The 26119-nt window shown below is 70.2% G+C and carries 17 protein-coding genes; 8 read left to right on the top strand and 9 right to left on the bottom strand.

What is annotated here, in order from left to right:
• The first annotated feature begins 46 nt into the window (after positions 1-46).
• The 6 genes from ACFPOE_RS22510 (at position 47) to ACFPOE_RS22485 (ending at position 14398) form a co-directional block, all read left to right on the top strand.
• Complete coding sequence (locus tag ACFPOE_RS22510) at positions 47-2185, top strand: ATP-binding protein (RefSeq protein WP_376852585.1); 2139 nt, start codon at positions 47-49, stop codon at positions 2183-2185.
• A gap of 195 nt (positions 2186-2380) precedes the next feature.
• Complete coding sequence (locus ACFPOE_RS22505; protein WP_376852584.1) at positions 2381-4105, top strand: response regulator; 1725 nt, start codon at positions 2381-2383, stop codon at positions 4103-4105.
• A gap of 12 nt (positions 4106-4117) precedes the next feature.
• Positions 4118-6220 (top strand): ATP-binding protein, encoded by a 2103-nt coding sequence (locus ACFPOE_RS22500; protein ID WP_376852583.1) that lies wholly within the window; start codon positions 4118-4120, stop codon positions 6218-6220.
• Entirely contained in the window at positions 6217-11427 is a 5211-nt protein-coding gene (locus ACFPOE_RS22495; protein WP_376852582.1) for a trifunctional serine/threonine-protein kinase/ATP-binding protein/sensor histidine kinase, read from the top strand. The genes ACFPOE_RS22500 and ACFPOE_RS22495 overlap by 4 nt, the downstream gene beginning before the upstream one ends.
• Positions 11428-11522: 95 nt before the next feature.
• Positions 11523-13145, top strand: coding sequence for a PAS domain-containing protein (locus ACFPOE_RS22490; protein ID WP_376852581.1), 1623 nt, complete (start codon positions 11523-11525; stop codon positions 13143-13145).
• Positions 13142-14398 carry an ATP-binding protein gene (locus tag ACFPOE_RS22485; RefSeq protein ID WP_376852580.1) on the top strand — a complete coding sequence of 419 codons (1257 nt, stop codon included), beginning with the start codon at positions 13142-13144 and terminating at the stop codon, positions 14396-14398. The genes ACFPOE_RS22490 and ACFPOE_RS22485 overlap by 4 nt, the downstream gene beginning before the upstream one ends.
• Here the strand turns inward: ACFPOE_RS22485 and ACFPOE_RS22480 are convergent.
• The 3 genes from ACFPOE_RS22480 to ACFPOE_RS22470 are packed head-to-tail and all read right to left on the bottom strand — an operon-like array spanning position 14392 to position 15766.
• Positions 14392-15033, bottom strand: coding sequence for a DsbA family protein (locus ACFPOE_RS22480; protein ID WP_376852579.1), 642 nt, complete (start codon positions 15031-15033; stop codon positions 14392-14394). The two genes, ACFPOE_RS22485 and ACFPOE_RS22480, sit on opposite strands and share 7 nt — an antisense overlap.
• A complete protein-coding gene (locus ACFPOE_RS22475; RefSeq protein ID WP_376852578.1) occupies positions 15030-15254 on the bottom strand; it encodes a DUF1289 domain-containing protein in 225 nt (74 codons plus the stop codon). Before ACFPOE_RS22475 ends, ACFPOE_RS22480 begins: the two co-directional genes overlap by 4 nt.
• Positions 15251-15766, bottom strand: a complete 516-nt coding sequence (locus ACFPOE_RS22470) for a YbaK/EbsC family protein (RefSeq protein WP_376852577.1) — start codon at positions 15764-15766, stop codon at positions 15251-15253. The genes ACFPOE_RS22475 and ACFPOE_RS22470 overlap by 4 nt, the downstream gene beginning before the upstream one ends.
• 123 nt (positions 15767-15889) lie before the next feature.
• Between ACFPOE_RS22470 and ACFPOE_RS22465 the strand changes: the two genes are divergently transcribed.
• Both ACFPOE_RS22465 and ACFPOE_RS22460 read left to right on the top strand, forming a co-directional pair.
• Entirely contained in the window at positions 15890-17854 is a 1965-nt protein-coding gene (locus ACFPOE_RS22465) for a PAS domain S-box protein (protein ID WP_376852576.1), read from the top strand.
• Positions 17851-19560, top strand: a complete 1710-nt coding sequence (locus tag ACFPOE_RS22460; protein WP_376852575.1) for a response regulator — start codon at positions 17851-17853, stop codon at positions 19558-19560. Before ACFPOE_RS22465 ends, ACFPOE_RS22460 begins: the two co-directional genes overlap by 4 nt.
• A gap of 13 nt (positions 19561-19573) precedes the next feature.
• Here the strand turns inward: ACFPOE_RS22460 and ACFPOE_RS22455 are convergent, their stop codons facing one another.
• From ACFPOE_RS22455 to ACFPOE_RS22430, 6 genes are read right to left on the bottom strand one after another with little or no spacing between them, the layout of a single operon-like run.
• Positions 19574-20482, bottom strand: coding sequence for a hydroxymethylglutaryl-CoA lyase (locus ACFPOE_RS22455; RefSeq protein ID WP_376852574.1), 909 nt, complete (start codon positions 20480-20482; stop codon positions 19574-19576).
• An 8-nt stretch (positions 20483-20490) separates the two neighbouring features.
• Positions 20491-21411, bottom strand: coding sequence for a 2-hydroxyacid dehydrogenase (locus ACFPOE_RS22450; RefSeq protein ID WP_376852573.1), 921 nt, complete (start codon positions 21409-21411; stop codon positions 20491-20493).
• A gap of 34 nt (positions 21412-21445) precedes the next feature.
• Entirely contained in the window at positions 21446-23443 is a 1998-nt protein-coding gene (locus ACFPOE_RS22445; protein WP_376852572.1) for an acetyl/propionyl/methylcrotonyl-CoA carboxylase subunit alpha, read from the bottom strand.
• Positions 23418-24080, bottom strand: coding sequence for a DUF4126 domain-containing protein (locus ACFPOE_RS22440; RefSeq protein ID WP_376852571.1), 663 nt, complete (start codon positions 24078-24080; stop codon positions 23418-23420). The genes ACFPOE_RS22445 and ACFPOE_RS22440 overlap by 26 nt, the downstream gene beginning before the upstream one ends.
• A gap of 5 nt (positions 24081-24085) precedes the next feature.
• Positions 24086-24874, bottom strand: a complete 789-nt coding sequence (locus ACFPOE_RS22435) for an enoyl-CoA hydratase/isomerase family protein (protein ID WP_376852570.1) — start codon at positions 24872-24874, stop codon at positions 24086-24088.
• A gap of 12 nt (positions 24875-24886) precedes the next feature.
• Complete coding sequence (locus ACFPOE_RS22430) at positions 24887-26020, bottom strand: acyl-CoA dehydrogenase family protein (protein ID WP_376852569.1); 1134 nt, start codon at positions 26018-26020, stop codon at positions 24887-24889.
• Positions 26021-26119 lie beyond the last annotated feature (99 nt).

Raw genomic sequence — 26119 nt, 5'->3', positions numbered from 1 at the left:
CCGCCCCTTGTCGCGGCCTCGTTCATCGCCTGACCCGCGCCAGCACATGCCGAATTCCCCCGCGACCGACCCGTCGGCGCCAGTGATCGACGCGCGCTGGGTTGCCGCTGGCCTGCGCATGCAGGTGCTGGTTCCGCTCGCCCTGGCCCTGGTCCTGCTGGTGTCCAGTTTCGTCGCCGTGCTGGTCCTCGCGCGCATGAAGCGAAATGAAATGGACATCGCCCGTTCCGCGGCGGCGGCCGACGTGATGCTGCAGGAGCGGACCTCGCACGAGGTGCAGACGATGCGCACGGTCATCGAGCTGATCATGCGGGACCCCAACATCGAGGCCGCGTTCCGCAACCGCGACCGCCAGGCCCTGCTCGACCTGTCCATGCCCATCAGGGACGGGATCTGGACCAAGAACAGCATCTCGCGCTTCGACTACATCCTCCCCGACAAGACCGTGCTGCTGCGGGTCGAGGCGCCCGGCGACCACGGCGACAAGTTCAGTCGCTTCCTGCTGGAGGAATCGCAGTACGACAAGCCGTTCTGGGGCAGCGAGCTGGGGCCACAGGGCGACTTCACGCTGCAGGTGGTCTACCCCTGGCGCGTCGACGAGAAGCTGATCGGCTACCTCCAGCTCGGCATCGATTTCGAGCAGCTGATGGAAGGGATCAAGACCGCGCTGGACGCGGATGTCTTCGTCGCCATCGACAAGTCCTACCTGGACGCCGGCCAGTGGCAGCAGCGCCAGGCCAGGAAGGAGGAGCCGATTCCCTGGGACGAGTTTCCCCAGGTGGTGGTGCTCAATCGCACGCTCAAGGCCATCCCGCCCTCGGTCCAGGCCTACCTGTCGCAACCCGCCGGGCGCGAGCGCGAAGACAACTTCGAGTTCGCGGCGGACGGCCGGGTGGTGCAGACCATCGGCGTGCCGTTCATGAACCGCCTTGGGCAGCGCCTGGGTGTGATGGTGGTGATGGAGGACATGACCGCGGCGGCGGCCGGGCGCACCAAGACGGTGGTCGCCATCATCGCCGTCGTCGGGGCGGCCGGCAGCGGGCTGATGCTGTTCTTCTACGTGCTGCTGGGCCGGGTCCAGCGCGGCGTGGCGACGCGCACGGCGCGCCTGAACGACGCGCAGCGGGTGCTGGTGCTGGAGCAGCAGGAGCGCCAGCGGGCCGAGCAGGAACTGGGCGTCCAGCAGGAACGAAACGAACTGCTGGAAACGCGCAGCCGGATGGTGGAAGAACTCGCTGCCGCCAACCAGAAGGCAGAAGCCGCGCTGCGCAGCAACCAGGAGGTCACGGGCCAGCTGCGGGCCATGCAGAGCGAGCTGCTGGCAACGGCGCGCCAGGCCGGCCGGGCCGAGATCGCCACCAACGTGCTGCACAACGTGGGCAACGTCCTCAACAGCGTCAACGTGTCCGCCGGCCTGATGGGCGCGGCGCTGCGGCGCTCGCGCCTGCCCGGACTGACACGGGCCGTCCGCCTGATCGACGATCACTCCACCGACCTGGGCGACTTCCTGAGCCGGGACGAGAAGGGCAGGATGCTGCCCGGCTACATCGCTGCGGTGACCAAGGCCCTGGTGACGGAGCAGCAGTGCCAGTTCGAGGAACTGGCACGCCTGGCCAAGAGCATCGACCACATCAAGGACATCGTCACCGTGCAGCAATCCCACGCCACCGGCGCCGGCGTGATCGAGCTCGTCCTGGCCACCGAGCTGGCGGAGGACGCGCTGAGGATGCAGGCCCCGTCGCTGACACGCCATCGGGTGACCGTGATCCGGGAGTTCACGCCGGTGCCTCCGATCCCGATGGACCGCGGCCAGGTGCTGCAGATCCTGGTCAACCTGATCAGCAATGCCAGGCAGGCCATGGCGGCGATGCCGGCGGCGGTGCCCCGGCTCACGCTGCGGGTGGAACTGAGCGGGACCGACCGGCTGCGGATCGCGGTCTGCGACCAAGGCGAGGGCATTTCGGCGGAGAACCTGACCCGCATCTTCGCGCACGGCTTCACCACCCGCAGCACGGGCCATGGCTTCGGCCTGCACAGCAGCGCCCTGGCGGCACGGGCGATGGGCGGGACCCTGACGGCGGCCAGCGAGGGGCCCGGCAAGGGAGCCACCTTCACGCTGGAGTTGCCGGTCGACCCGACGCCCCCGGACTACGGGTCGGACCCTAAGCAAATTGCCCACTCTTGAGCAGGCCAATGACTATGTACACAGCGATTGGAATGAGGTCTCATGAACCCTGTTGGATGCGTTTTGTTACATCGCTCTTCGCTGAACTGTCGCGCAGCCCGCACCGCTCATGTGTAGTACCCCTCATGCACCACGCCCACGACAGCCGGACCCGGATCCCGCTGACCGACGACATCCGCTCGACGAGTAAGACCTATGCTCATCAATAACCGCCGCATCCTGATCGTCGACGACATGCCGTCCATGCACCAGGACTTCCGCAAGACGCTCTCGGGACCCGGCGCCTCGTCCGAGCTGGCCGACCTGGAAAATGAACTGTTCGGCGAAGCCCCCGCCGCCGTCGAAGAAGGCTTCCACGTCGACTCCGCCTACCAGGGCCGCGAGGGGCTGGTCAAGGTGGACGCCGCCGTCAACGAAGGCCGGCCCTATGCGGTCGCCTTCGTCGACATGCGCATGCCGCCGGGCTGGGACGGCGTGGAAACGATCGAGAACCTCTGGCAGGCCGATCCCCAGCTGCAGGTCGTCATCTGCACCGCCTACTCCGACCATCCCTGGGAAGAAGTGCTGCGTCGCCTCGACGTGCGGGATCGCCTGCTGATCGTCAAGAAGCCATTCGACATGATCGAGGTGTCGCAGCTCGCGCACACGCTCACCGCCAAATGGTCGCTGGCGCGGCAGGCCGACGAGAACCTGCAGCAGCTGGAGGAAACCGTGCAGCAGCGCACGCAGGAGCTGGTCTGCGCCAGGGATGCCGCGGAGCGCGCCACCCGGGCCAAGGACGAGTTCCTGACCGACATGAGCCACGAGATCCGCACGCCCATGAACGGGATCATCGGACTGTCGCACCTGCTTTTGCAGACCGACCTGACCGGGCTGCAGCGCAACTACGTGACCAAGGTGCAAGGCTCCGGCGACCACTTGCTGGCCGTCCTGAACGACATCCTGGATTTCTCCAAGGTGGAATCGGGCAAGCTGCACCTGGAGAGCATCGCATTCACCCTGGACTCTGTGCTGGACCGCGTCACTGGAAACCTGTCGCAGCGGTGCGTCGAAAAGGGGCTGGAACTGGAGGTCGCGGTCGAGCGCGACGTGCCGCCGGAACTGCTCGGCGACCCGCTCCGCCTGGCCCAGGTGCTGCTCAATTTCATCGGCAACGCGATCAAGTTCACCGACCGCGGCCGGGTGGGCATCGAGGTGTCGGTGCATTCGCGCAGCGAAGCCGAGGTTGTGCTGCGGCTCAGCGTGACCGACACCGGGCCCGGTATCTCCGAGGAACAGCAGCGCCTGCTGTTCGAGCGCTTCGGGCAGGCCGACGCCTCCACCCCCCGCCGCTTCGGCGGCACCGGCCTGGGCCTGGCGATCTCGAGCAAGCTGGCCCACTTGATGGGCGGCGAGGTGGGGGTGGAAAGCAAGGTCGGCCACGGCAGCAGCTTCTGGTTCACGGCACGCCTGGGATTGCCCAGGCCCGGGACCCTGCCCGGCGCGCCCTTGCCCGACATGCGGTCGCGCCTGCACGGCGGCCGGGTGCTGCTGGTGGATGACGACGAGATCAACCAGATCATCACCCGCGCCTTCCTGCAGAAGGCCGGACTGACGGTGGACGTGGTGGAAGACGGGCACGCCGCCCTCGAGCAGCTGGAGCACCACGCGTACGAGATCGTGCTGATCGACGTCCAGACGACATGCGTGGACGCCATCGCCACCACCCGGCTCATCCACGGGCGGGCCGACCACGACCGGCTGCCGGTCGTCGCCATGACCGGCAGCGTCCTGCCCCTGGATCGCCAGCGCTGCCTGGACGCCGGCATCAGCGACTTCATCGCCAAGCCGCTGGAGCTGACGGCGATGTGGGAGGTCCTGCTGAAGTGGATCCCGGCGCGACTGTCGGCGCGCTTGTCGGCCCCGGCAGGGGCGGCCTGACAAGTGGACCGCATGCCTGATTTCGTCGGGGCCGCTGCGGAGCCGGCAGCCGATCCCCGCTCGATCGCCTCCGGGATTCGGATGCGCATCCTGGTGCCGCTGGGATTGGGGCTGCTGGCGCTGATCGCGTCTTTCGTGGTCATGCTGGTCACGGCACAGGGCAAGCGCAACGCGGCCGACATCAAGGACACCGCGGCGGCGGTCCAGGTGATCCTGGCGGAGCGCACCGCGCTGCGGCTCCAGGTGATGCGCTCGGTGATGGAGCCGGTCATGGGCGATCCGCGCTTCCAGGCGGCGATGCGCAAGCGCGACCGCAAGGCGCTGCTGGAGCTGTCGCTGCCGCTCCTGGACGGGATCCGGGCCCGCAACGACATCTCCCATTTCTACTACATCCTCCCGGACCGGACCGCCCTGCTGCGGGTGCATGCACCGGGAGACGACGGCGACAAGATCAACCGCTTCGTGCTGCAGGAGGCGCAGCGGACCGGCAAGCCGTTCTGGGGCAACGAACAGGGGCCGCTGGGCAGCTTCACGCTGCGGCTGGTCTACCCCTGGATGGTCAAAGGCGAGCTCCTGGGCTACCTGGAGATGGGCGTCGAGTTCGAGCACCTGGTCGAAGGCCTCAGGAAGGCGCTAAAGGCCGACGTGTTTGTCGCCCTCGACAAGACCAACTTCGACGGCAGCAAATGGCAGGCCGTGCAGCAGCACAAGCCCGACCCCCTGGCCTGGGACGAGTTTCCGGGCGTGATCGTCCTGAGCCGCACCACGTCCGTGATTCCGGCCCCGCTGCGTGCCTACCTGGCCGAGCCGGCCGGCAGCCACCAGGAGCGCAACTTCGAGATCAAGTGGGACGGCCGGGCGGCGCAGATCATCGCGATGCCGTTTCCCAACCTGCGGGGCCAGCGGGTCGGCGAGCTGGTGGTGATGCGCGACATCACCGCCGCCGCCCAGTTGCGCTCGCGGGTGGTCGCCACCATCGTCTTGGTCGACGCCGCCATCGGGGGCAGCCTGATCCTGTTGTTCCATGTCCTGCTGGGGCGGGTCCAGCGCGACGTGGCGGCCCGCACCGAGCGCCTGAACGAAGCGCGGCGGGTCCTGGCCTCGGAGCAGGACGAGCGCCAGCGCGCCGAGCGCGAACTCGTGGTCCAGAACGAACGCAATGCGCTGCTGGAGGCGCGCAGCCGGATCGTCGAGGAACTGGCCGAGGCCAAGCGCGTCGCCGAGGCGGCGCTGGAGCACAACGAGGAGATCACGGCCAAGCTGCGCGAGACGCAGAGCGAACTGCTGGCCATTGCGCACCAGTCGGGCCGCGCCGAAATGGCGACCAACGTGCTGCACAACGTGGGCAACGTCCTCAACAGCGTCAATGTCTCCGCCGGGCTGATCGGCAGCGCGGTGCGCAAGTCGCGGGTCCCCAGCCTGTCGCGCGCCCTGCAGCTGATGGACGAGCGCGCCGGCGACCTCGGCGACTTCCTGACCCATGACGCCAAGGGCAGGATGCTGCCCGACTACCTCAACGCGGTGGGCCGGGCCCTGGTGCAGGAGCAGGCGGGCGTCGTCGAGGAGCTGGAGCGGCTGACCAAGAGCATCGACCACATCAAGGAAATCGTCACCACCCAGCAGTCGCATGCCGCGGGCGCCGGCGTGGTCGAGCCGGTGCTGGCCTCGGACCTGGCCGAGGACGCGCTGCGGATGCAGGGCAGTTCGCTGACCCGCCACCAGGTGACCGTGATCCGCGAGTACCAGCCGGTGCCGCTGGTGCCGCTGGAGCGCGGCCGGGTGCTGCAGATCCTGGTCAACCTGATCAGCAACGCCAAGCAGGCCATGGCCGGCCGCGGCGAGAATGCCCGCCTGACGCTGCGCGTCGAAATGGCGGGATCGTCCCGGCTGCGGATCATCGTGCGCGACGAGGGCGAAGGCATCGAGCAACACAACCTGACCCGGATCTTTGCGCATGGGTTCACCACCCGCAAGTCCGGCCACGGCTTCGGCCTGCACAGCAGCGCGCTGGCAGCGCGCCAGATGGGCGGGACGCTCACCGCCGACAGCGACGGCCCGGGCAAGGGCGCAGTCTTCACGCTGGAACTGCCGATCGGCGTGGTGCCAGTCGCATGACCCTCGCGATCCCGGTGCTCCTGTCCGAGTGCGCGACCGGCCGCGTGTTCAGCCTCGCCTCCAGCGGGACCGGGCCGGCCATCATCTACAAGGAGCCGCTGGGCAACGACGGGCCGGAACGGCTGCGCCATGAACGGCAGATCCTGCAGCAGCTGGCCGGTATCGAGGGCGTTCCGCGGCAGGCTTCGGGGCCGCATCCCAACAACGTGCTGGCGCTGGAAGACCACGATGCCGTCCCGCTGGCGGCCTTCCTGCAAACCGAGGCCTTCGACCTCGCCGGACTGCTGCAGCTGGCGCAGCAGTTGGCGGTCCTGCTTGCTGCCGTGCACGGCGCAGGCGTCGTGCACGGACAGATCAGCCCGGCCACCATCGCGCTGGAAGGGCCGGACCGCCGCCCGACCCTGGTCGATTTCGGACTCGCGATGTCGGCCGACCAGCATCCCGGCTTCGCGCCGCTGCGCGAGATCGCCGGCGCGCTGGCCTACCTCGCGCCCGAGCAGACCGGCCGCACCGGCCGCGCGGTGGACCAGCGCGCCGACCTGTACGCGCTCGGAGCGACCCTCTATGAACTGGCCACCGGACGGCCGCCGTTCGAGGCCAAGGACCCGCTGGAATTGATCCACAGCCAGTTGGTCACGCAACCGGTGGCACCGATCGAACGCGATCCGCAGGTGCCGCAAGGCCTGTCCGACCTGATCCTGCGCCTGCTGGCCAAGGAACCGGACCAGCGCTACCAGAGCGCCAACGGCCTGGTGCACGACCTGGCCCGGCTGCGTGGCCGGCTCGAGGCCGGCGATCGTTCCGCCTTCCGGCTGGGCGACTGCGACTTCGCCGCGCGCCTGCCGCCGCCGTCGCGGCTGATCGGCCGGCAGGCGGAAATCCAGGCGCTCAAGCGCGCCTTCGAGGACTCGTTGCTGGGCGGCTCGCGCGGCGTCCTCGTCCACGGCGCTCCCGGCGTCGGCAAGTCCACGCTGACCAACGAGCTGCGGCCGATGGTCGCCGCGCGGCGCGGCTGGTTCCTCTACGGCAAGTTCGACGCCCAGCGCCAGGACCTGGCGTCGGACGGCATCTTCCAGGCCCTGCGCGCGCTGGGCCGCATGCTGCTGGCCGAGCCCGAGGACGAACTGCTCGCGATCCGCAACCGGATCATCGACGCGCTGGGAGCCGTCGGCTGCAGCCTGGTCTCCTCCGTTCCCGAGTTGGCCGTGCTGTTCGGAGCGCCGGCCCCCGAGGAGGGCATCGATCCGATGACGGCCAGGGACCGGCTGGTCGAGGTCACCCTCGACCTGCTGCGGGTGGTCGCGTCGCCGGAACGGCCGATGGTGATCGTGGCGGACGACGTGCAGTGGGCGGCGCCGCTGCCGATCGGCGTCATCAATGCGGTCCTCACCGACAGTTCGCTGCGCGGCATCCTGCTGGTGTGCACCTACCGCCCGGGCGAGGTGGACGCGCTGCATCCGCTCAGCGCCATGCTGGCGCGCTGGTCGCTGCTGGACGTGCCGCCGCTCACGCTGGCCCTGAGCAACCTTCCCCCCAGCGACCTGGCCGACCTGCTGGCCGAGATGCTGCGGCTGCCGCGGCCGGAGGCGCTGCGGCTGGGGCTGGCGATCTCGGCCCAGACCGACGGCAACCCCTTCGCCACCGTGCAGCTGCTCGACGGATTGCGCCGCGACGGCACACTGGAGCTCGGCCCCGAGGGCTGGTCCTGGGACGCCCGCGCCATCCGCGGTCACATCGGCCAGGGCAGTGTCGACAGCCTGCTGGCAGACCGCATCGCTGCGCTCCCGGCCGACGCGCTCGACCTGGTGCAGGTGATGGCCTGCCTGGGCGGGGAAGTCGAACTGGATCTGCTCGAGACCGCCTGCGCGCTGCCGCGGGCGGCGCTGGAACGGGGCCTGCGTCCGGCCATGGAGCAGGGCCTGCTGGTGGTGCAGCGCGAGGGCCAGCGGCTGGTCCGGTTCCGCCACGACCGGCTCCAGCAGGCATGCCTGGACCGGCTGGAGCCGCTGCAGCGCCAGCAGCTGCACCTGGCGCTGGCGCGGCGGCTGGCCGCGGGCCCCGCCCACGGCGGCGTCGCGGCGCACCAGTATCTGCAGGCACTGGCACTGGTCACCGATCCGCAGGAACGGATCCAGGCCGCGCACCTGCTGCGGCGCAACGCCCACCCGATGCAGGCGTTCAACCCGGCCACCGCCGAACGCTTCCTGGCGGGCGCGCTGAAGCTGCTGGCCAGCGCGGGCGCGCAGGACTCGCTGCTGCCGCTGCACATCGAGCGCCAGGTCGCCCTCTACAACCAGGGACGCCTGGACGAAGCCGAATCGCTGTATCCGACGATCGAGGCCCTGTGCGCCGATCCGCTGCTGCTGGTCGCTGCCGCCTGCGTCCAGATCTCCAGCCTGACCAACCACGGCAAGCCCGACCAGGCCGTCGCGCTGGGCCAGGCGATGCTGGCCCGGCTCGGTCTGCCGCTGCTGGCACCCGCCGACGTGGCCGTCCAGCTGCAGCGAGGCCCCGCGCTGTTCGGCCGGTGGCTCGACGCCGACGCCGAGGCGTCGGACCTGCGGCACGCCGAGGCCACCGACCCGCGCGCACTGGCGGCCGGACGCGTGATCAACCGGATGATGCCGCCCAGCTTCTTCTGCGACCCGATGGTGCTGATCGGCCTGGTGCTGGCGAGCGAGCGGCTGTGGGTCGTGCACGGGCCGGCGGCCGAACTGGTGGGCGCGCTGAGCCACACCCCGTTCGTCTGCGTCGCCGCCTTCCAGGACCACCGGACCGCCCACATGATCGGCCGGCGCATCCTGCGCGTCAGCGAAGCGCGCGGCTACGAGCCGGAAGCGTCGCAATCGCGGTTCCTGTTCGCGCTGGGCTCGGCGCCCTGGTGCGAGCCGCTCGAGCTCTGCGTCGCCGAGGCGCAGCGGGCGCACGACGGCCTGGTCAAGGGCGGCGACCTGCAGAACGCCTGCTACACGCACTATGCATCGCTCTACGCGCTGATGGATTGCGCTCCCACGGTGGAACAGTTCGGCGCGGCAGCCGAGGAGGCGCTGGCGCTGTGCGCCCGCACCGGCAACGCCCACGCCGAGCTGTGCTACCTGTCCTGTCGGCAGTTCTCCCGCATGCTGCACGGCGAGACGGTGGCGCTCGGCTCCTTCGACGACCCGGGCTTCGACGAAGCGGCCCACCTCGCCAGCGTGGCGGGCAACCCGGTGGCTGCGGTCAACTTCCATGTGCCGCGCGCACTCGCGGCCGCCATCGGCGGCGACGCTGCGGCGTTGACCAGGCACGCGGCGGCTGCAGTGTCGCTGAAGGACGCCATCGGCGGCACCTACCTGACGACGAGCATGCACATGCTGCAGGCGCTGGCCCTGGCGCAGCGCCTGCACGGACTGCAGCCGCCGGAGCAGGCGGCGGGCCTGGCCGAGCTCGACGCCTGCCGCGGCTGGCTGGCGAACCGCGCGGCCGAAATGCCGGGCAATTTCCAGCACCTGGTGTGCTGGGTCGATGCCGAGCGGGCCTGGGCCCTGGGTGACTTCGAGGCCGGGGCGGCGGCCTTCGACGCCGCGCAGGCACAGGCCGATCCGCAAGTGCGGCCATGGCACAAGGCATTGATTGCCGAACGGTGCGCGCTGTTCCTGACCGCGCACGGCATGCCCTATTCGGCCGAGCGCTTCCTGGCCCAGGCCCGCCAGCGCTATGCCGAGTGGGGCGCGGTGGCGAAGGTGCGCCAGCTGGAACGCACCCACCCTTCCCTGCGCGCGGCAGGCAAGCCGCCGCGGCGGGCGGCCGCAGCGGCGCACCAGCGGGCAGCGGACTACAGCATCGACACGCTGGCGCTGCTGCGGGCCCTGCAGGCGCTGAGTTCCGAGACCAACCCGGAGCGGCTGAAGGCCCGGGTGGCCGAACTGCTGGTGTCGATGACCGGCGCCACCTCGGTGCAGCTGGCGCAATGGAGCGCGCAGGACAAGCAATGGTCGCTCTCGGCCGGATCGGACGGCCAGGACCCGGCCCTGCCGATCGAACTGGCCGCCACCCGCGGACTGCTGCCGCTGTCGGCCTTCCGCTACGCCGAACGGACGCTGGAGCCGCTGCTGGTGGAAGACGCCACCCGCGACGAGCGCTTCGGCCGCGACCCCTACTTCGCCGCGCTGGAACGCTGCTCGCTGCTGCTGGTCCCGATCCTGAACCAGGGGGCGCTGCGCGCCATGCTGCTGCTGGAGAACCGCCTGAGCCGCGGAGCGTTCTCCGCCGACGGCCTGGACGCGGTGCTGCTGATTGCCGGCCAGCTCGCGGTCTCGCTGGAGAACGCGCTCCTTTACCAGGAGCTGGAGCAGCGGGTGCAGCAGCGCACCAGCGAGCTGCGCGACACCCAGGCCGAACTGCTGGAGACGGCGCGCCGGGCCGGCATGGCGGAAATCGCCTCCAACGTGCTGCACAACGTGGGCAACATCCTCAACAGCGTCAACGTGTCGGCGGACCTGATCCGAAGCAAGGTGCGCAATTCCCGGGCCCAGGGGCTGTCGAATGCGGCGATGCTGATCCAGCAGCCCGGCATCGACCTGGCCAGCTACTTCACGTCCGACGAACGGGGCAAGCTGCTGCCAGGCTACCTGTCGGCGCTGGCCAAGACGCTGGATGCCGAGCGCGCGGACGTGATCTCGGAGCTGGGCCACCTGGCGCGCAGCGTCGACCACATCAAGGAAGTCGTGGCGACCCAGCAGTCCTACGCCGGCACCTCCAGCCTGTACCAGCCGGCCCGCATCTGCGACCTGGTGGAAGACGCGCTGCGCATCAACGGCGAGGCGCTGGCCAGTCAGGTCACGGTCGTGCGTGAATTCGAGCCGGTGCCGGAAGCGCTGCTGGACCGCACCCGCATCATGCAGATCCTGGTCAACCTGATCAGCAATGCCCGGCATGCGATGCACGCCGCCGGTCCCGCCGCCCGCCTGACCTTGCAGGTGCAGGCGCCCGACGGCATCCTGCGGATCCGGGTCAAGGACGAGGGCGAGGGCATCCTGCCGGAGAACCTCGCGCGGATCTTCGGCCACGGCTTCACCACCCGCAAGGGCGGCCACGGCTTCGGCCTGCACAGCTGCGCCCTGGCGGCCCGCCAGATGGGCGGCACCCTGACAGTGGAAAGCAGCGGCGCCGGCCTGGGCGCCACCTTCACGCTGGAACTGCCCCTTGGCGGCATCGAGACGGCATGAAGGACCCATCACGGACCGAGGCGAGAGCCGCAGGCGGACAGGTAAACTGGCCCGCGCCGCGTCCTTCCTGTCCGGCGGAAAACAACAACAAGGTGATGTCCAGCCTGCCCTCGATCCTGCTGCAGCAAGTCGCGGTCGACACCGTGTTCCACTCGCTGCCGGATCCGGCCTTCCGCCTCGATGCGCAAGGCCTGGTGCTGGATGCCAACGACGCGGCGGCCGCTGCGCTGGCGACGCAGCGCAGCGCCCTGGTCGGCCGCCGGATCCACGAGCTCGGGCTCAGCGTCGGCCCTGACCCCTTCGCCGGTGCGCTGCAGCAGCTGGCCTGCGAGGGCACGGCCGTGGCGGTCGAATTCCCGGGCGGCGGGCCGGGCCACACGACCCACCACGAGGCGCGGCTGGTGCAGCTGCCGGCAGGCGAAATCCTGGCGCTGGTGCGCGACACCACGGAACGCAAGCTGGTCGAGAACGCGCTGCGCGACAGCGATTCCAAGTTCCGCCACCTGGCCGACAACATCACGGACGTGTTCTGGATCCGCTCGCCGGACATGCGCGACGTGCACTACGTCAGCCCCGGTTTCGAGCGGATCTGGGGCCTGCCGATGGACCACCACTACGGCAGCCCGGAGAAGTGGACCGGCTACATCGTGCCGGAGGACCGCGAGCGGGTGGCGAAGCTGTTCGCGGGCCTGGCCGGCGAGCGGCGCAGCCTGGACACGGAATACCGCATCACCCGCCCGGACGGCGAGCTGCGCTGGATCCGGGTGCGCGGCTTCCAGGTCCGCGACGCCCAGGACCGCCTGATCCGCAATACCGGCATCGTCACCGACATCACCGAACAGCGGCGCGCCCAGGCGGCACTGGACGCGGCCCAGCGCGACCTGCGCGAGGCCTCGCGCCAGGCCGGCATGGCGGAAATCGCCACCAACGTGCTGCACAACGTCGGCAACATCCTCAACAGCGTCACCGTCTCGGCCGACCTGCTGCGCAACACGCTGCACCAGTCGCGGGCGCAGGGGCTGGCGCGCGCGGTGGACCTGATCAACGACAACGCCGCCCAGCTGGACCGCTTCCTGGCGCTGGACGAAAGGGGCCGGCTGCTGCCCGAGTACCTGGGGGCGGTCAGCCAGGCGCTGGTGCGCGAGCGCCAGGGCATGCTGCAGGAACTGGACAACCTCACCCGCAGCATCGATCACATCCGCGAGGTGGTGTCGATGCAGCAGACCCACGCGGGGCGGCCGCCGATGCTGGAGACCGCCGCCATCGGCGACCTGGTGGAAGACGCCCTGCGGATCAACAGCGAGGCCCTGTCGCAAGACGAGGTGGTCGTGGTGCGCGAGTTCGAGCCGGTCCCCGATGCTTGCCTGGACCGCGGCCGCGTGCTGCAGGTCCTGGTGAACCTGATCGGCAATGCCCGCGATGCACTGCTGGCGCTGCCGCAATCATCGCGCCGGCTCACCGTGCGGATCGCACTGCCCGGCGGCCGCTTGTGCGTGTCGGTGCAGGACAACGGCGAAGGCATCCCGGCGGGCAACCTGATGCGCATCTTCTCGCACGGCTTCACCACCCGGGAGCGCGGCCACGGCTTCGGCCTGCACAGCTGCGCCCTGGCCGCCGCGCAGATGAAGGGCACCCTGACCGCCGCCAGCGACGGTCCCGGGCTGGGCGCCACGTTCACGCTGGACCTGCCGTTCGATCCCGCCGGGAGCCCGCCATGACCCCGGCTGGCAACCGGCGCATCCTGCTGATCGACGACACGGCGTCGATCCACGACAACTTCCGCAAGATCCTCGCCCCGCAACCGGTGCAGCAGCGCCTGGACGAAATCGAGGCGGCGCTCGGCTGCCCGCCGGTGCTGCCGCCCGACGCCGGCTTCGAGCTCGACTCCGCCTTCCAGGGCTGCCAGGGCGCGGAGATGGTGCAGGCGGCGCTGGCCGCGGGAAGGCCCTACGCGCTGGCCTTCGTCGACATGCGCATGCCGCCCGGCTGGGACGGGGTGGAGACGATCGAGGAGATCTGGCGGATCGATCCGCAGATCCAGATCGTCATCTGCACCGCCTATTCCGACCATCCGTGGGAGGAGGTGATGGTCCGCCTGGACGTGCGCGACCGGCTGCTGATCGTCAGGAAGCCGTTCGACGTGATCGAGGTCAGCCAGCTGGCCCGCACCCTCAGCGCCAAATGGGACGCGACCCGGCAGGCGGCATCGCAGATCGACAGCCTGACCCAGGCGCTGGAGCGCCTGCGCGCCAGCGAGGCCGCGCTGCGGCAGTCGCATGCCGAACTGGAAGCGTTCTCGCAATCGATGTCGCACGACCTGCGCGCGCCGCTGACCGCGATGCACTCGTTCAGCCAGCTGCTGGCGCGCAGCCTGGACGGCGAACTGGCCGGCAAGCCGCTGCACTACCTGCACCGGATCCAGGCCAACGCGGCGGTGGGCGAGCGGCTGATCGAGGAACTGCTGTTCCTGAACCAGGTCGCGCGCGCACGGCTGCGGCCCGAGCGGGTGGAACTGGGCTCCCTGTGCGGCGAACTGGTGGACGAATTGCGCAAGGCCGAGCCCCAGCGGCAGGTGACGCTCGAGGTCCAGGAGGGCCTGTGGGCCGAAGCCGACCGCAACCTGGCGCAGGGAGCGCTGCGGCGCCTGCTGCACAACGCCTGGAGGTTCAGCGCCGCGCAACCGTCGGCGCGGATCGAGTTCGGCCGCCAGGACGGCGACGCCGGCGAAACGGTGTTTTACCTGCGCGACAACGGCAGCGGCTTCGACATCGATTCCGCCGACAAGCTGTTCCACAGCTTCCAGCGGCTGCATGGCGACAGCACGCTGGCCGGCACCGGCGCCGGGCTGGTGGCGGTCAACCGCATCATCGGCCGGCACGGCGGCCGGGTCTGGGCCGATTCGTGCACGGGCGGCGGCACGACCGTCTATTTCACCCTGTCGCCGGCGCGGCCGCTGGGGGCCATTCAGTGAGGGCGCACCGCACCCGTCGCGACCTGGCCGGCGCGCTCCCAGTCGCCCGCCGCGAACCATGGCGCGCCATCGAGGTAGGCACGCAGCATCGGCAGCGCGTCGAAACCCCAGAACAGCCTGCCGTCGACCACCAGCGCCGGCACGCCGAACAGGCCGAGCGCGATCGCTTCGTCGGCGTTGGCCCGCAGTTCGGCCTTGACGGCGTCGCCCGCCGGGTCGCGCGCGGGAGCCAGGGCCTGCGCCAGCGCCGCCAGCCGGGCGGCATCGCCAGCGTCGGCGCCGCCGCGCCAGACGTGGCGGAACACGGTTTCGGCGACGTAGCGGTTGATCTTTCCGTCGGCGCCGCAGGCCAGCGCGAGGCGCAACAGCGGCAGCGGGTTGAACGGGTGGGCCGCCGGCAGCTGCAGCTCGATGCCGTGGGCGTGCGCCAGCCACAGCACCTGGCGGTAGGTCCAGTCGCGCTTGGGCCGGATCTCGGCCGGCCCGAGCTGGCCGTGGTGCTTGAGGAGCGCGGCGAACAGCAGCGGCTTGTAGTCGACGCTGTAGCTCAACCCTTGCAGCGTGCGGGGCAGCTGCTCGAAGGCGAGGTACGCGTAGGGCGAGATGAAATCGAGATGGAAGGTGATCTGCTTCACTGGCCGGTCCTCCGTTCGATCAACGCCCACACGGCCAGCTTGCTGCGCCGGTCCAGCATGCCCCACGCCGCGATCTCGTCGAGCGTGCGCAGGCAGCCTTCGCACAGCCCGCTGGCGGGATCCATGCGGCACACCGAGACACAGGGCGACGGCAGCGGTTCGGACTCGCCGAGCCGGAGCGCTTCGCGCGCCCGCTGCGCGATCTGGTCGGCGGCCGTCATGCGGCGGCCGGGTCCTGCACCAGGTCGGCCACCGGCGCGCCGGTCAGCCGCTCCAGGTCCTGCGGCCGCAACCGGAACACGCCGTGCGGATGGCCGGCGGCAGCCCAGATCTCCCCGAAGCGGAACAGCTCGCGGTCGATCAGCGTCACCGGCGGGCGGGTGTGCGCAACGGGCGGCACGCCGCCGATGGAGTAGCCGGTGCACGCCTTGACGAACTCCGCATCGGCCCGCCCGAGCCGGCCGCCCAGGCCGACCAGCGCCTCGACCTTCTTCTCGTCGACCCGCCGGTCGCCGGAAGTGACCACCAGCACGGCCGCGTCGTCGGCCTTGCGCCGGAAGATGATGCTCTTGGCGATCTGGCCGATGGCGACTCCCAGGGCGTCGGCCGCCTGCTGCGCGGTCCGCGCCGCGTCGTCGAGCATGCGGGGTGCATGCGGATGGCCCTGCTGCTGCAGCAGCCGCGCCACGCGCTGCACGCCCTCGGGCAGGGAAACGGGTTCAGCACTGCCCATGGAAAGCCTCGGAAGTGGGACGCATGGCAGGCATTTTGCCTCGGCCCGGGGCCGTTTCCCGCGGCCCGCGGCGCGCGCGGGCGCCCTCGGCGGCGCGCGGCTTGCGCAGGGCATCGCTGCATCATGACCATCGAATCCGGCACCCTTGCGACCCAAGACCGGTCCGCAGCGCTGATGGAGGAGCGCTTCGCCGGCGCGTTCGAGCACGCGCCGATCGGCGTTGCGCTGCTGTCGCCCGACGGCCGCTGGCTGCGGGTCAACCGGACGCTGTGCGAGATGGTGGGCTTTACCGAGGTCCAGCTGATGGCCCGCACCTTCAAGGACATCACCCATCCGGCCGACCTCGGGCCGGACATGGACAACATGCGCCGCATCATGAGCGGCGAGATCGGCGCCTTCCAGATGGAAAAGCGCTACATCCACGCCCGGGGGCATCTGGTCGAGGTGATGCTGAACGTGTCGCTGGTCCGCGACCAGGACGGCCGGCCGGACTATTTCATCTCCCACGTGCAGGACATCTCCGAGCGCAAGCGCGCGGAAGCGGCGCTGCGGGAACGGGAGGCCGACCTGCGGCAGACGCAACGCCTCGTCGGGCTGGGCAGCTGGAACCTGGACCTCGCCAGCGGCGCGACCCGCTGGTCGCAACAGACCTACCGGATCTTCGGACTGGACCCCGACGGCGGCGTGCCGTCGCCCACGCGGATGTCCTGCCTGCTGGACGCGGCCGCTGCCCCGACCCTGGACGCAGCGCTGCACGGTGCGGCGCAGGAAGGCATCGAATTCGCGATCGAGGTGGAGGCCGTGCGCCCGGACGGGTCCAGGCGCTGGCTGGTGCTGCGGGGCGAGCCGGTGCGGGACGCGGCCGGCGCCATCGTCGCGGTGCGCGGCACGGCGTTCGACGCCTCCCGGCGCCGGCAGGCCGAGACCGCCCTGCGCGCCAGCGAAGCGGAGTTCCGCACCCTGGCCGAATCCATGCCGCAGATCGTCTGGATCACGCGCGCCGACGGCTCGGTGCTGTATTTCAACCAGAAGTGGATGGATTACACCGGCCTGTCGCTGGAGCAGAGCCTGGACGACTGGACCACGCCCTTTCATCCGGACGACCGGCAGCGTTCCTGGGACGCCTGGCAGCACGCGACGGCCACGGAGGGAACCTACGCGCTGGAATGCCGCCTGCGCCGCGCCGACGGCACCTACCGCTGGTGGCTGACACGCGGCGTGCCGCAGCGCGACGCCGCCGGCCAGGTGCTCAAGTGGTTCGGGACCTGCACCGACATCCACGACATGAAGATGGCGCAGGAATCGCTGCGGCTGCTCGGGTCGGCGGTGGAGCAGGCCGGCGAATCGGTGATGATCACCGAGGCCGACCTCGACGCCCCCGGGCCGCGCATCGTCTTCGTCAATCCCGCCTTCACCCGCATGACCTCCTACACCAGCGACGAAGTGATCGGCCTCACCCCGCGCGTGCTGCAGGGGCCGCTCACCGACCGGGGCGTGCTGGCGCGGCTGCGGGAGCAGCTGGGGCGCGGGGAGCTGTTCGACGGCGAGGCCATCAACTACCGCAAGGATGGCAGCGCGTTCGCGATGGAGTGGCAGATCGCCCCCTTGCGCGGGCCGGCCGGCAACGTCACGCACTACCTGGCGATCCAGCGCGACGTCACCGAGCGCAACCGCGCCCAGGCCGAACTGGCGGCGACGCACCGGCAGCTGGTGGCGGCGTCGCACCGGGCCGGCAAGGCGGAAGTCGCCATCAACGTGCTGCACAACGTCGGCAATGCGCTCAACAGCGTCAACGTGTCGGCCAGCCTGGTGGTGGAGACCGTGCGCGGTTCGCGCGCGGCCAACCTGGCCAAGGTGGCGGACCTGCTGCGCGAGCACGGGTCCGACCTGGCGGGGTTCCTCACCGGCGACCCGCGCGGCCGCCGGCTGCCCGAATACCTCCAGCAGCTGTCGGCGCACCTGCAGCACGAACAGCAGGCCACGGCGCGCGAACTGGAGTCGCTGGTGGCCAACATCGAACACATCAAGGACATCGTCGCCATGCAGCAGGACCACGCCGGAACGCCGGCAGGCGCGGCAAAGCCATGACGATGACTGCCAACCGCCGGGTGCTGCTGGTGGACGACATGCCGGCCATCCATGAGGACTTCCGCAAGATCCTGGGGATCCGGCCGGAGGTGGACCTGATGGACGAGGCGGAGGCGGCGCTGTTCGGCCAGGCCCCGGCGGTCACGCGCGAAAGCTACCTGATGGATTCGGCCTACCAGGGCCAGGAGGGCGTGGCGCTGGCGCAGGCCGCCGTGGCGGCCGGCCAGCCGTACGCGTTGGCCTTCGTCGACATGCGCATGCCCCCGGGCTGGGACGGCGTCGAGACCATCGAGCACCTGTGGCGGGCCGACCCGCAGCTGCAGGTGGTGATCTGCACGGCCTACTCGGACCATTCGTGGGACGAGGTGCTGGCGCGGCTGGACGTGCAGGACCGCCTGCTGGTGATCAAGAAGCCGTTCGACATGATCGAGGTCAGCCAGCTGGCCCGCACGCTGACCTCGAAGTGGACGCTGGCGCGCCAGGCGGCCACCGAAACCGGCCGGCTCGAACAGGCGGTGCGCGAGCGCACCGCCGAACTGGCGGCGGCCAAGGAAGTCGCCGAGGCGGCCACCCGGGCCAAGAGCGATTTCCTGGCCAACATGAGCCACGAGATCCGCACGCCGATGAACGCCATCATCGGCCTGTCCGAGCTGCTGCTGCAAGGCGAGCCGACCGCGGCGCAGCACGAGTACCTGGTGCGGGTGCTGGGCTCGGGCCGCCACCTGATGCGGATCATCGACGACATCCTGGACTTCTCGAAGGTCGAGGCCGGGCGGCTCGAGCTGGTGCTGGGCGACTTCACGCTGCAGGGCCTGTTCGACGACGTGGCCAGCCAGCTCGGCGAGGCCAGCCGTGCCAGGGGGCTGGCGCTGACCTTCGAGGTCGGCGCGGGCATCCCGCCCCGGCTGGTGGGGGACGCGCTGCGGCTGGGGCAGATCCTGATCAACTTCGCCGGCAACGCAGTCAAGTTCACCGAGAGCGGCACGGTCGCGGTGTCGGTGCGGCTGCTGGCGCGCACGGCCGGCGGCGTCCGGCTGCAGTTCTCCGTCCAGGACACGGGCATCGGCCTGAGCGCCGAGCAGATCGGGCGGCTGTTCCAGACCTTCGAGCAGGCCGACAGCTCGATCACCCGCAACTTCGGCGGCACCGGCCTGGGGCTGGCGATCTGCCGCAAGCTGGCCGGGCTGATGGGTGGCGAGGTCGGCGTGCAGAGCGAGGCCGGGGTCGGCAGCACCTTCTGGCTGGCGCTTGACCTGTGCGAGGGCGCGGTTGCTGCCCCGGCGCCCCAGCCGACGGCACCGGCCGCGCCCGATGGCGTCGACGTGCTGGCGGGCGCCCGCATCCTGCTGGTGGAAGACAACGACCTCAACCAGATGGTGGCCACCCGGCTGCTGGAGCACCGCGGCTGCGTCGTCGAGGTGGCCGACAACGGGCAGGTCGCGCTGGACCGGCTGGCCGAGGACAGCTACGACCTGGTGCTGATGGACCTGCAGATGCCGGTGATGGACGGCCTGGCCACCACCGCCGCCATCCGTGCCAACCCGGCGCACCGGCTGCTGCCGATCGTGGCCCTGACGGCCAATGCCACCCCGCAGGACCGGCAGCGCTGCCTGGACGCGGGCATGAACGATTTCATCTCCAAGCCGGTCGATGCGAAGGCGCTGTGGACGCAGCTGCGCAAGTGGCTGGCGCCGGCGGCGCCGTAGCGCCCGGCCGGGCCTAGCCGGCGCGCCTGGCCAGGATCGCCGTCGCCGCCCGCGAGTTGGGCTTGCGCTGCAGGAACTCGCTGATGTAGGCACCGGCGTCCACCAGCTTGTCGAAGTCGATGCCGGTCTCGATGCCCATGCCCTGCAGCATGTAGACCACGTCCTCGGTGGCCACGTTGCCGGTCGCGCCCTTGGCATAGGGGCAGCCGCCCAGCCCGGCCGACGAGGTGTCGTATTGCCACACGCCCATCTCCAGCGCCGCGAGCGTGTTGGCCAGCGCCATGCCGTAGGTGTCGTGGAAATGGCCGGAGACGTCGTCGATGCCGAAATGCTGCAGGGCCGCCTCCAGCGCCCGCTGCACCTTCAGCGGCGTGCCCACGCCGATGGTGTCCGCCACGCCGCAATGCTGCACGCCGATGCCCTTCATCAGCCGCGCCACCATCTCCACCCGCTCCGGCGCGATCTCGCCCTCGTACGGGCAGCCCACCGTGCACGAGATCACGCCGCGCACATGGATGCCGTGCCCGCGCGCGGCCGCCACCACCGGCGCGAAGCGTTCGATGCTCTCGGCGATCGAGCAGTTGATGTTGCGCTGGCTGAAGGCTTCGCTGGCGGCGCCGAACACCACCACTTCGTCGGGCTTGAACGGCAGGGCCGCCTCGAAGCCCTTCATGTTGGGCGTCAGCACCGAGTAGCGCACGCCCGGCTGGCGCCGGATGCCGGCCATCACCTCGGCGGCGTCGGCCATCTGCGGCACCCACTTGGGCGAGACGAAGCTGGTGACCTCGATGTCCTTCAGCCCCGCGTCCTGCAGGCGCTGCACCAGAGCGATCTTGACGGCGGCCGGCACCGGCTGCTTTTCGTTCTGCAGGCCGTCGCGGGGGCCGACGTCGACCAGCCTGACCCTGGATGGAAGTTTCATGATGGACCTCAGTATCCGCGCTGCGGGTCGACCACGCCGGCGACAGGCTCTCCGCGCTCGAAGGCGCGGATCTTGCCCGCGATCTGCGCGATCGTTTCCTCGCGCAGCGTGCGGGCCGAGGTGTGCGGCGTGACGGTGATCTTCGGATGGCGCCAGAACGGATGCTCCGGCGCCAGCGGCTCGTGGCGGAACACGTCCAGCGCCGCGCCGGCCAGCTGGCCGCCGTCCAGCAGCGCGATCAGGTCGTCGTCGACCAGGTGCGCGCCGCGCGCCACGTTGATCACGTAGCCGCCGGGCATCAGTTTCGACAGGGCGTCACGGTTCATGATGCCGGCCGTCTCGGGCGTCAGCGGCAGCAGGCAGACCAGGATCCTGGTGCCGCGCAGGAAGGCGTCGAACTGCTGCGCGCCGGCGAAGCATTCCACGCCGGCGATCTGGTGCGGCGAGCGGCTCCAGCCGCGCACCGGGAATTCGAAATGCAGCAGCGACTGCGCCACCCGCCGGCCCAGCACGCCCAGGCCCAGGATGCCGACCGGAAAATCCACGCGCCGGTTCGGCTTGCGAAAGCCCCAGTGCGCCTGCTGCTGCTCGCGGTCGTAGGCATCGAACTCGCGGAAGTGCCGGATCACCGCATGGCTGACGAATTCCGCCATCTGCACCGCCATCCCGCCGTCCTCGATCCGCACCAGCAGCGCGCCCTCGGGCAGCCGCAGCTTGAGCAGCGCGTCGACGCCGGCGCCGATGTTGAAGATGCCCTTGACGCCCGCCTGCTCGTCGAAGAACTGCTGCGGCGGCGCCCACACCACGGCGTGCTCGGCCGGCGGCGCGCCCGGTTGCCAGGCGGCGATCTCGACGCCCGGCAAGGCCTCGCGAAAGCCCGCCAGCCAGGGTTCGGGCTTGGTGTTGGAGCAGCAGAAGGAGATTCTCATGGGGTCATTTCCAATTCCGAGGTCCGGGTCCCGGCTAAGGCCGGGATGCCATCCTGAGCAGCTCCGCCCCTTCCGCCACCTGGTCGCCCGGGGCGTAGAGCACCTCGGCCACGGTGCCGTCGGCCGGGGCGGCGATGGTGTGCTCCATCTTCATCGCCTCCATCACCGCCAGCGCCTGGCCCTTGCTGACCTTGTCGCCGGCCCGCACCGCGATCGACACCACCTTGCCCGGCATCGGCGCGGTGAGGCGTCCGCTGTCGCTCAGGCCCTCGCCGGCGTGCGCCAGCAGGTCGGTGGCGAGGATCTGCGTCGCCCCGCGGGAAGTGAATACGTGATCGAGCTCGCCGATGCTGTAGACGGTCACGGTCTGGCGCTGGCCGGCGTACTGCACGTCGATGCCGCCGCCGCTGCGCGCGAATTGCAGCGGGCCGGAACTGCCGCCGACGGCGAGCGTGAGCGCGCCATCGTGCAGGTAGGCCAGCTGCGCCTCGTGCATCTGGCCGTGGAACTCGAACTGGAAGCGCCGCGTCGCCACGCCGTGCGAGCGCCAGCCGTCGCGCCGGCTGAACGGGTCGCTGCCCTCCAGCGCCTTTTCATCGAGCAGGGTCTGCGCCACCGCGGCGGCGGCGGCCTGCGGCAGGCCGACCGGGTCCTGGTGGAACAGCACCGCCTTCTCGCGCTCGATCAGCGCCGTGTCCAGGTCGGCCTGCGCGAACGACGGGCTGGCCACCACATGGCGCAGGAACTGCACGTTGGTCGCCAGGCCGACGATGTGGGTCTGCGCCAGCGCCTCGTCCAGCCGCGCCAGCGCCTGCTCGCGGCTGTCCGCGTGCACGATCAGCTTGGCGATCATCGAGTCGTAATACGGCGAGATGGCGTCGCCCTCGCGCACGCCGTCGTCGATCCGCACCGCGCTGCGTTCGAACGCCGTGCAGTGCGGCTTGCGGTAGATCCGCAGCGTGCCGGTCGCCGGCAGGAAGTTGTTGTCCGGGTTCTCGGCGCAGATGCGCGCCTCGATCGCGTGGCCGTGGATCTTCAGCTGCTCCTGCTTCAGCGGCAGCGGTTCGCCCGACGCCACCCGCAGCTGCCATTCGACCAGATCGAGGCCGGTGATGGCCTCGGTCACCGGATGCTCCACCTGCAGCCGCGTGTTCATCTCCATGAAGAAGAAATTCATGGCGCCGCCATCGCGCTGCTCCACGATGAATTCCACCGTGCCGGCGCCGACGTAGCCCACCGCCTTGGCCGCCGCCACCGCCGCCTCGCCCATCTGCTTGCGCATGGCCGGCGTCATGCCCGGCGCCGGCGCTTCCTCCAGCACCTTCTGGTGGCGGCGCTGCACCGAGCAGTCGCGCTCGAACAGCCAGACGCAATCGCCCTGCGTGTCGCCGAACACCTGGATCTCGATGTGGCGCGGCCGCTGCACGTACTTCTCGATCAGCACCGCGTCGTCGCCGAAGCTGTTGATCGCCTCGCGCTTGCAGGAAGCCAGGGCCGCCTCGAAGTCCCTGGCCTTCTCCACGATGCGCATGCCCTTGCCGCCGCCGCCGGCGCTGGCCTTGATCAGCACCGGGTAGCCGATGCGGTCGGCCTCCCGGTGCAGCAGCGCCGGGTCCTGGGCGGCGCCGTGGTAGCCGGGCACCAGCGGCACGCCGGCCGTTTCCATCAGCCGCTTGGATTCGGCCTTCAGCCCCATGGCCTGGATCGCGGACGCCGGCGGGCCGATGAAGACCAGGCCGGCAGCCTGGCAGGCCCGCGCGAACTCCTCGTTCTCGCTCAGGAAGCCATAGCCCGGATGGATCGCCTGCGCGCCGGTGGACCTGGCCGCCTCGATGATCCGCTCCCAGCGCAGGTAGCTGTCCTTGGGCGCGCTGCCGCCGATGTGGACCGCTTCGTCGCAGGCGTGCACGTGCTTGGCGTCGGCATCGGCATCGGAATAGACGGCGACGGTGCGCACCGCCATCCGGCGGGCCGTCGCGGCCACGCGGCAGGCGATCTCGCCACGGTTAGCGATCAGGATTTTCTGGAACATTGGTTTTCCCCGGGGACAGGCCTGCGCCCGACAAGAAGCGGCTCAATCCGCGCAACACGGTTTTCAGGAACTTGACCAGCACCACCATCAGCACCACTGCGACGACCAGCGTCACTGCCAGCGCCACCGCGAACAGCAGCGGATGGGTGGCCGACAGCCACAGCATGAAGACCACGAAGCCGTCCTCGGCCAGCGAGACGGCGATGTTGGAAAAGGGCTCGGGCGAGGTATTCACCGCCGCGCGGGTGGTCATCTTGGCGGCGTGGCTGGTCGCCGCCAGGCTGCCGCCCAGCAATGCGGCGATCCAGGCCATCGCCGAGCCGTCCGCGCCCAGCGCACCGGCCGCCAGCGCGGCGCCGGCCGGGATGCGGATCAGCGTGTGGACCGCGTCCCACACGGTGTCCACGACCGGGATCTTGTCGGCGAAGAATTCGACGAAGCACATGAAGCCGGCCGCCGCCAGCACCCCCGGATGCTGCAGGATCCGCAGGCCCTGCGGCAGGTCCACCCAGCCCATGGCGCCGGCGGCGCCGACCAGGAACACCGCCGCATACAGGCGGATGCCGCTGGCCCACCCCAGCGCCGCGGCCAGGGCCAGCAGGTGCGGCGTATCGAGCAGGCCCGGAAGATGGTCCATGGCGTTCAGGCGGCCGGCAGCAGCCAGTTCGGCTTGCGCTTGCCCAGGAAGGCCTGGATGCCTTCGCGGCCTTCCTCGCTGACGCGGACGTCGGCGATGGCCTGCACCGTGCGGTCGATCAGCAGCTGCGTGATGTCCTTCTCCGCCACGTCCTGCACCAGCGCCTTGCAGGCCTTGACCGCGGCCGGGCCGGCCTGCACCAGCGCGCCGGCCAGCGCCGCCACCCTGGCGTCCAGCTGGTCGGGCGCCGCCACCTCGTGGACCAGGCCGATGCGCAGCGCCTCGGCCGCGTCGAAACGTTCGGCGGTGAGGAAATAGCGGTGCGCGGCGCGCGGCCCCATCGCCCGCACCACGTAGGGACTGATGGTGGCCGGGATCAGTCCCAGCTTCACCTCGCTGATGCAGAAGCCCGCCGTGTCGGCCGCCACCGCGATGTCGCAGGCCGCCACCAGGCCGGTGCCGCCGGCGTACACGTCGCCCTGCACCCGCGCGATGGTCGGCTTGGGGCAGCGGTAGATCAGGCGCAGCATCCGCGCCAGCGCCTCGGCGTCGGCCACGTTCTCGTCGTGCGAGTAATCGGCGACGCGCTTCATCCAGTTGAGGTCGGCGCCGGCGCAGAAGGCCGTGCCGGCCGCGGCCAGCACCACGCAGCGCACTTCGTCGCGCTCGCCCAGGCCCAGGAAGGCGGCGCTGAGCTCGCCGATCACTTCCTCGTTGAAGGCGTTGCGGACCTCGGGCCGGTTCATGGTGACCGTCGCGATCCCCTTGTCGAAAGCCAGTTCAAGATGATTCATGTCGTTGTTCCGTTAATAGCGCTTGGCCACCTCTTCGAGCATCACTTCGGTGGCGCCGCCGCCGATGGCCAGCACCCGGGCGTCGCGCCAGAGCCGCTCGATCGCTGTCTCGCGGATGTAGCCCATGCCGCCGTGGAACTGCTGGCAGGTCTGCACCACCTCGTTGACCAGCTCGCCGGTCAGGGCCTTGAGCATCGACACGTCCTGCACGATGTCGTGGCCCTGCGTCACGCGCCAGGCGCAGTGGTACATGAACTGGCGCGCGGCGCGCGTCTTGGCGTCGGCCATCGACAGCCGCTGGCGGATCACCTGGTTGCTCCAGAGCGGCTCGCCGAAGGCCTGGCGCTGGCGCACGTAGTCGATGGTGAGCTTCAGCGCCTGCTGGCAATGCCCGACCGCCATCGCGGCCAGCGCGATGCGCTCGGTCTGGAAGTTCTTCATCACCGAGTAGAAGCCCTTGCCCTCCTCGCCCAGCAGGTTGCCGGCCGGGATGCGCACGTTGTCCAGCACCAGTTCCGCCGTGTCCGAGGACAGCCAGCCGGTCTTCTTCAGTGCCCGTCCCACCGAGAACCCGGGCGTGCCCTTCTCCACGATGAACATCGACATGTCGCGCTTGCCGGTGCCGGTCTTGGCGGCGATGAAGTACAGGTCGGCATGCACGCCGTTGGTGATGAACATCTTGGTGCCGTTCAGCACCCAGTGATCGCCATCGCGCCTGGCGCTGGTGCGGATGCCGGCCACGTCGGAGCCGGCGCCCGGCTCGGTGATGCCGACGGCGGTGATCAGCTCGCCGGCGATCACGCGCCTGAGGTACTTGTCCTTCTGCGCTGCGCTGCCGGCGTGGTGCAGGTGCGGGCTGGCCATGTCGGAGTGGACCAGCACCGTGATGATGAAGCCGGCGAAGGTGGACTGCGACAGCGCCTCGGCGAACACCAGGTTGGTCATCGCGTCCGCTTCGGCGCCGCCGTACGCGCTCTCGTACATCAGGCCGAACAGGCCGGCCTGCCCCATGCGGCGCAGCACCTCGCGCGGCACGCAGCCGGCTTCCTCCCAGGCCGCGCCGTGCGGCTCGACCTCGCGGGCGATGAACTTCGCGACCTGGTCGCGCAGCAGCTCGTGGTCGGGGTTGGTGTAGATGGAGTTCATGGTTGTTTTCCCGTTTGGTCTGAATCACCGTTCGGGCTGAGCCTGTCGAAGCCCTTCGACAAGCTCAGGGCGAACGGGTTCCACCCGGCCCGAACGGAG

It is taken from the genome of Caenimonas terrae, assembly GCF_042655405.1.
Taxonomy (GTDB): Bacteria; Pseudomonadota; Gammaproteobacteria; order Burkholderiales; family Burkholderiaceae_C; genus Ramlibacter; species Ramlibacter terrae_A.
Note: the sequence above shows the minus strand (reverse complement) of the source record. Positions and strands in the feature narration are given on the sequence as shown.

What these genes read in the sequence shown, in the direction of transcription:
- ACFPOE_RS22435 (WP_376852570.1), bottom strand. Translation starts at nt 24,874, where the DNA reads ATGAATCATCTTGAACTGGCTTTCGACAAGGGGATCGCGACGGTCACC.
- ACFPOE_RS22485 (WP_376852580.1), top strand. Translation starts at nt 13,142, where the DNA reads ATGACCCCGGCTGGCAACCGGCGCATCCTGCTGATCGACGACACGGCG.
- ACFPOE_RS22475 (WP_376852578.1), bottom strand. Translation starts at nt 15,254, where the DNA reads ATGACGGCCGCCGACCAGATCGCGCAGCGGGCGCGCGAAGCGCTCCGG.
- ACFPOE_RS22490 (WP_376852581.1), top strand. Translation starts at nt 11,523, where the DNA reads ATGTCCAGCCTGCCCTCGATCCTGCTGCAGCAAGTCGCGGTCGACACC.
- ACFPOE_RS22455 (WP_376852574.1), bottom strand. Translation starts at nt 20,482, where the DNA reads ATGAAACTTCCATCCAGGGTCAGGCTGGTCGACGTCGGCCCCCGCGAC.
- ACFPOE_RS22445 (WP_376852572.1), bottom strand. Translation starts at nt 23,443, where the DNA reads ATGTTCCAGAAAATCCTGATCGCTAACCGTGGCGAGATCGCCTGCCGC.
- ACFPOE_RS22495 (WP_376852582.1), top strand. Translation starts at nt 6,217, where the DNA reads ATGACCCTCGCGATCCCGGTGCTCCTGTCCGAGTGCGCGACCGGCCGC.
- ACFPOE_RS22505 (WP_376852584.1), top strand. Translation starts at nt 2,381, where the DNA reads ATGCTCATCAATAACCGCCGCATCCTGATCGTCGACGACATGCCGTCC.
- ACFPOE_RS22510 (WP_376852585.1), top strand. Translation starts at nt 47, where the DNA reads ATGCCGAATTCCCCCGCGACCGACCCGTCGGCGCCAGTGATCGACGCG.
- ACFPOE_RS22500 (WP_376852583.1), top strand. Translation starts at nt 4,118, where the DNA reads ATGCCTGATTTCGTCGGGGCCGCTGCGGAGCCGGCAGCCGATCCCCGC.
- ACFPOE_RS22430 (WP_376852569.1), bottom strand. Translation starts at nt 26,020, where the DNA reads ATGAACTCCATCTACACCAACCCCGACCACGAGCTGCTGCGCGACCAG.
- ACFPOE_RS22440 (WP_376852571.1), bottom strand. Translation starts at nt 24,080, where the DNA reads ATGGACCATCTTCCGGGCCTGCTCGATACGCCGCACCTGCTGGCCCTG.
- ACFPOE_RS22450 (WP_376852573.1), bottom strand. Translation starts at nt 21,411, where the DNA reads ATGAGAATCTCCTTCTGCTGCTCCAACACCAAGCCCGAACCCTGGCTG.
- ACFPOE_RS22465 (WP_376852576.1), top strand. Translation starts at nt 15,890, where the DNA reads ATGACCATCGAATCCGGCACCCTTGCGACCCAAGACCGGTCCGCAGCG.
- ACFPOE_RS22470 (WP_376852577.1), bottom strand. Translation starts at nt 15,766, where the DNA reads ATGGGCAGTGCTGAACCCGTTTCCCTGCCCGAGGGCGTGCAGCGCGTG.
- ACFPOE_RS22460 (WP_376852575.1), top strand. Translation starts at nt 17,851, where the DNA reads ATGACGATGACTGCCAACCGCCGGGTGCTGCTGGTGGACGACATGCCG.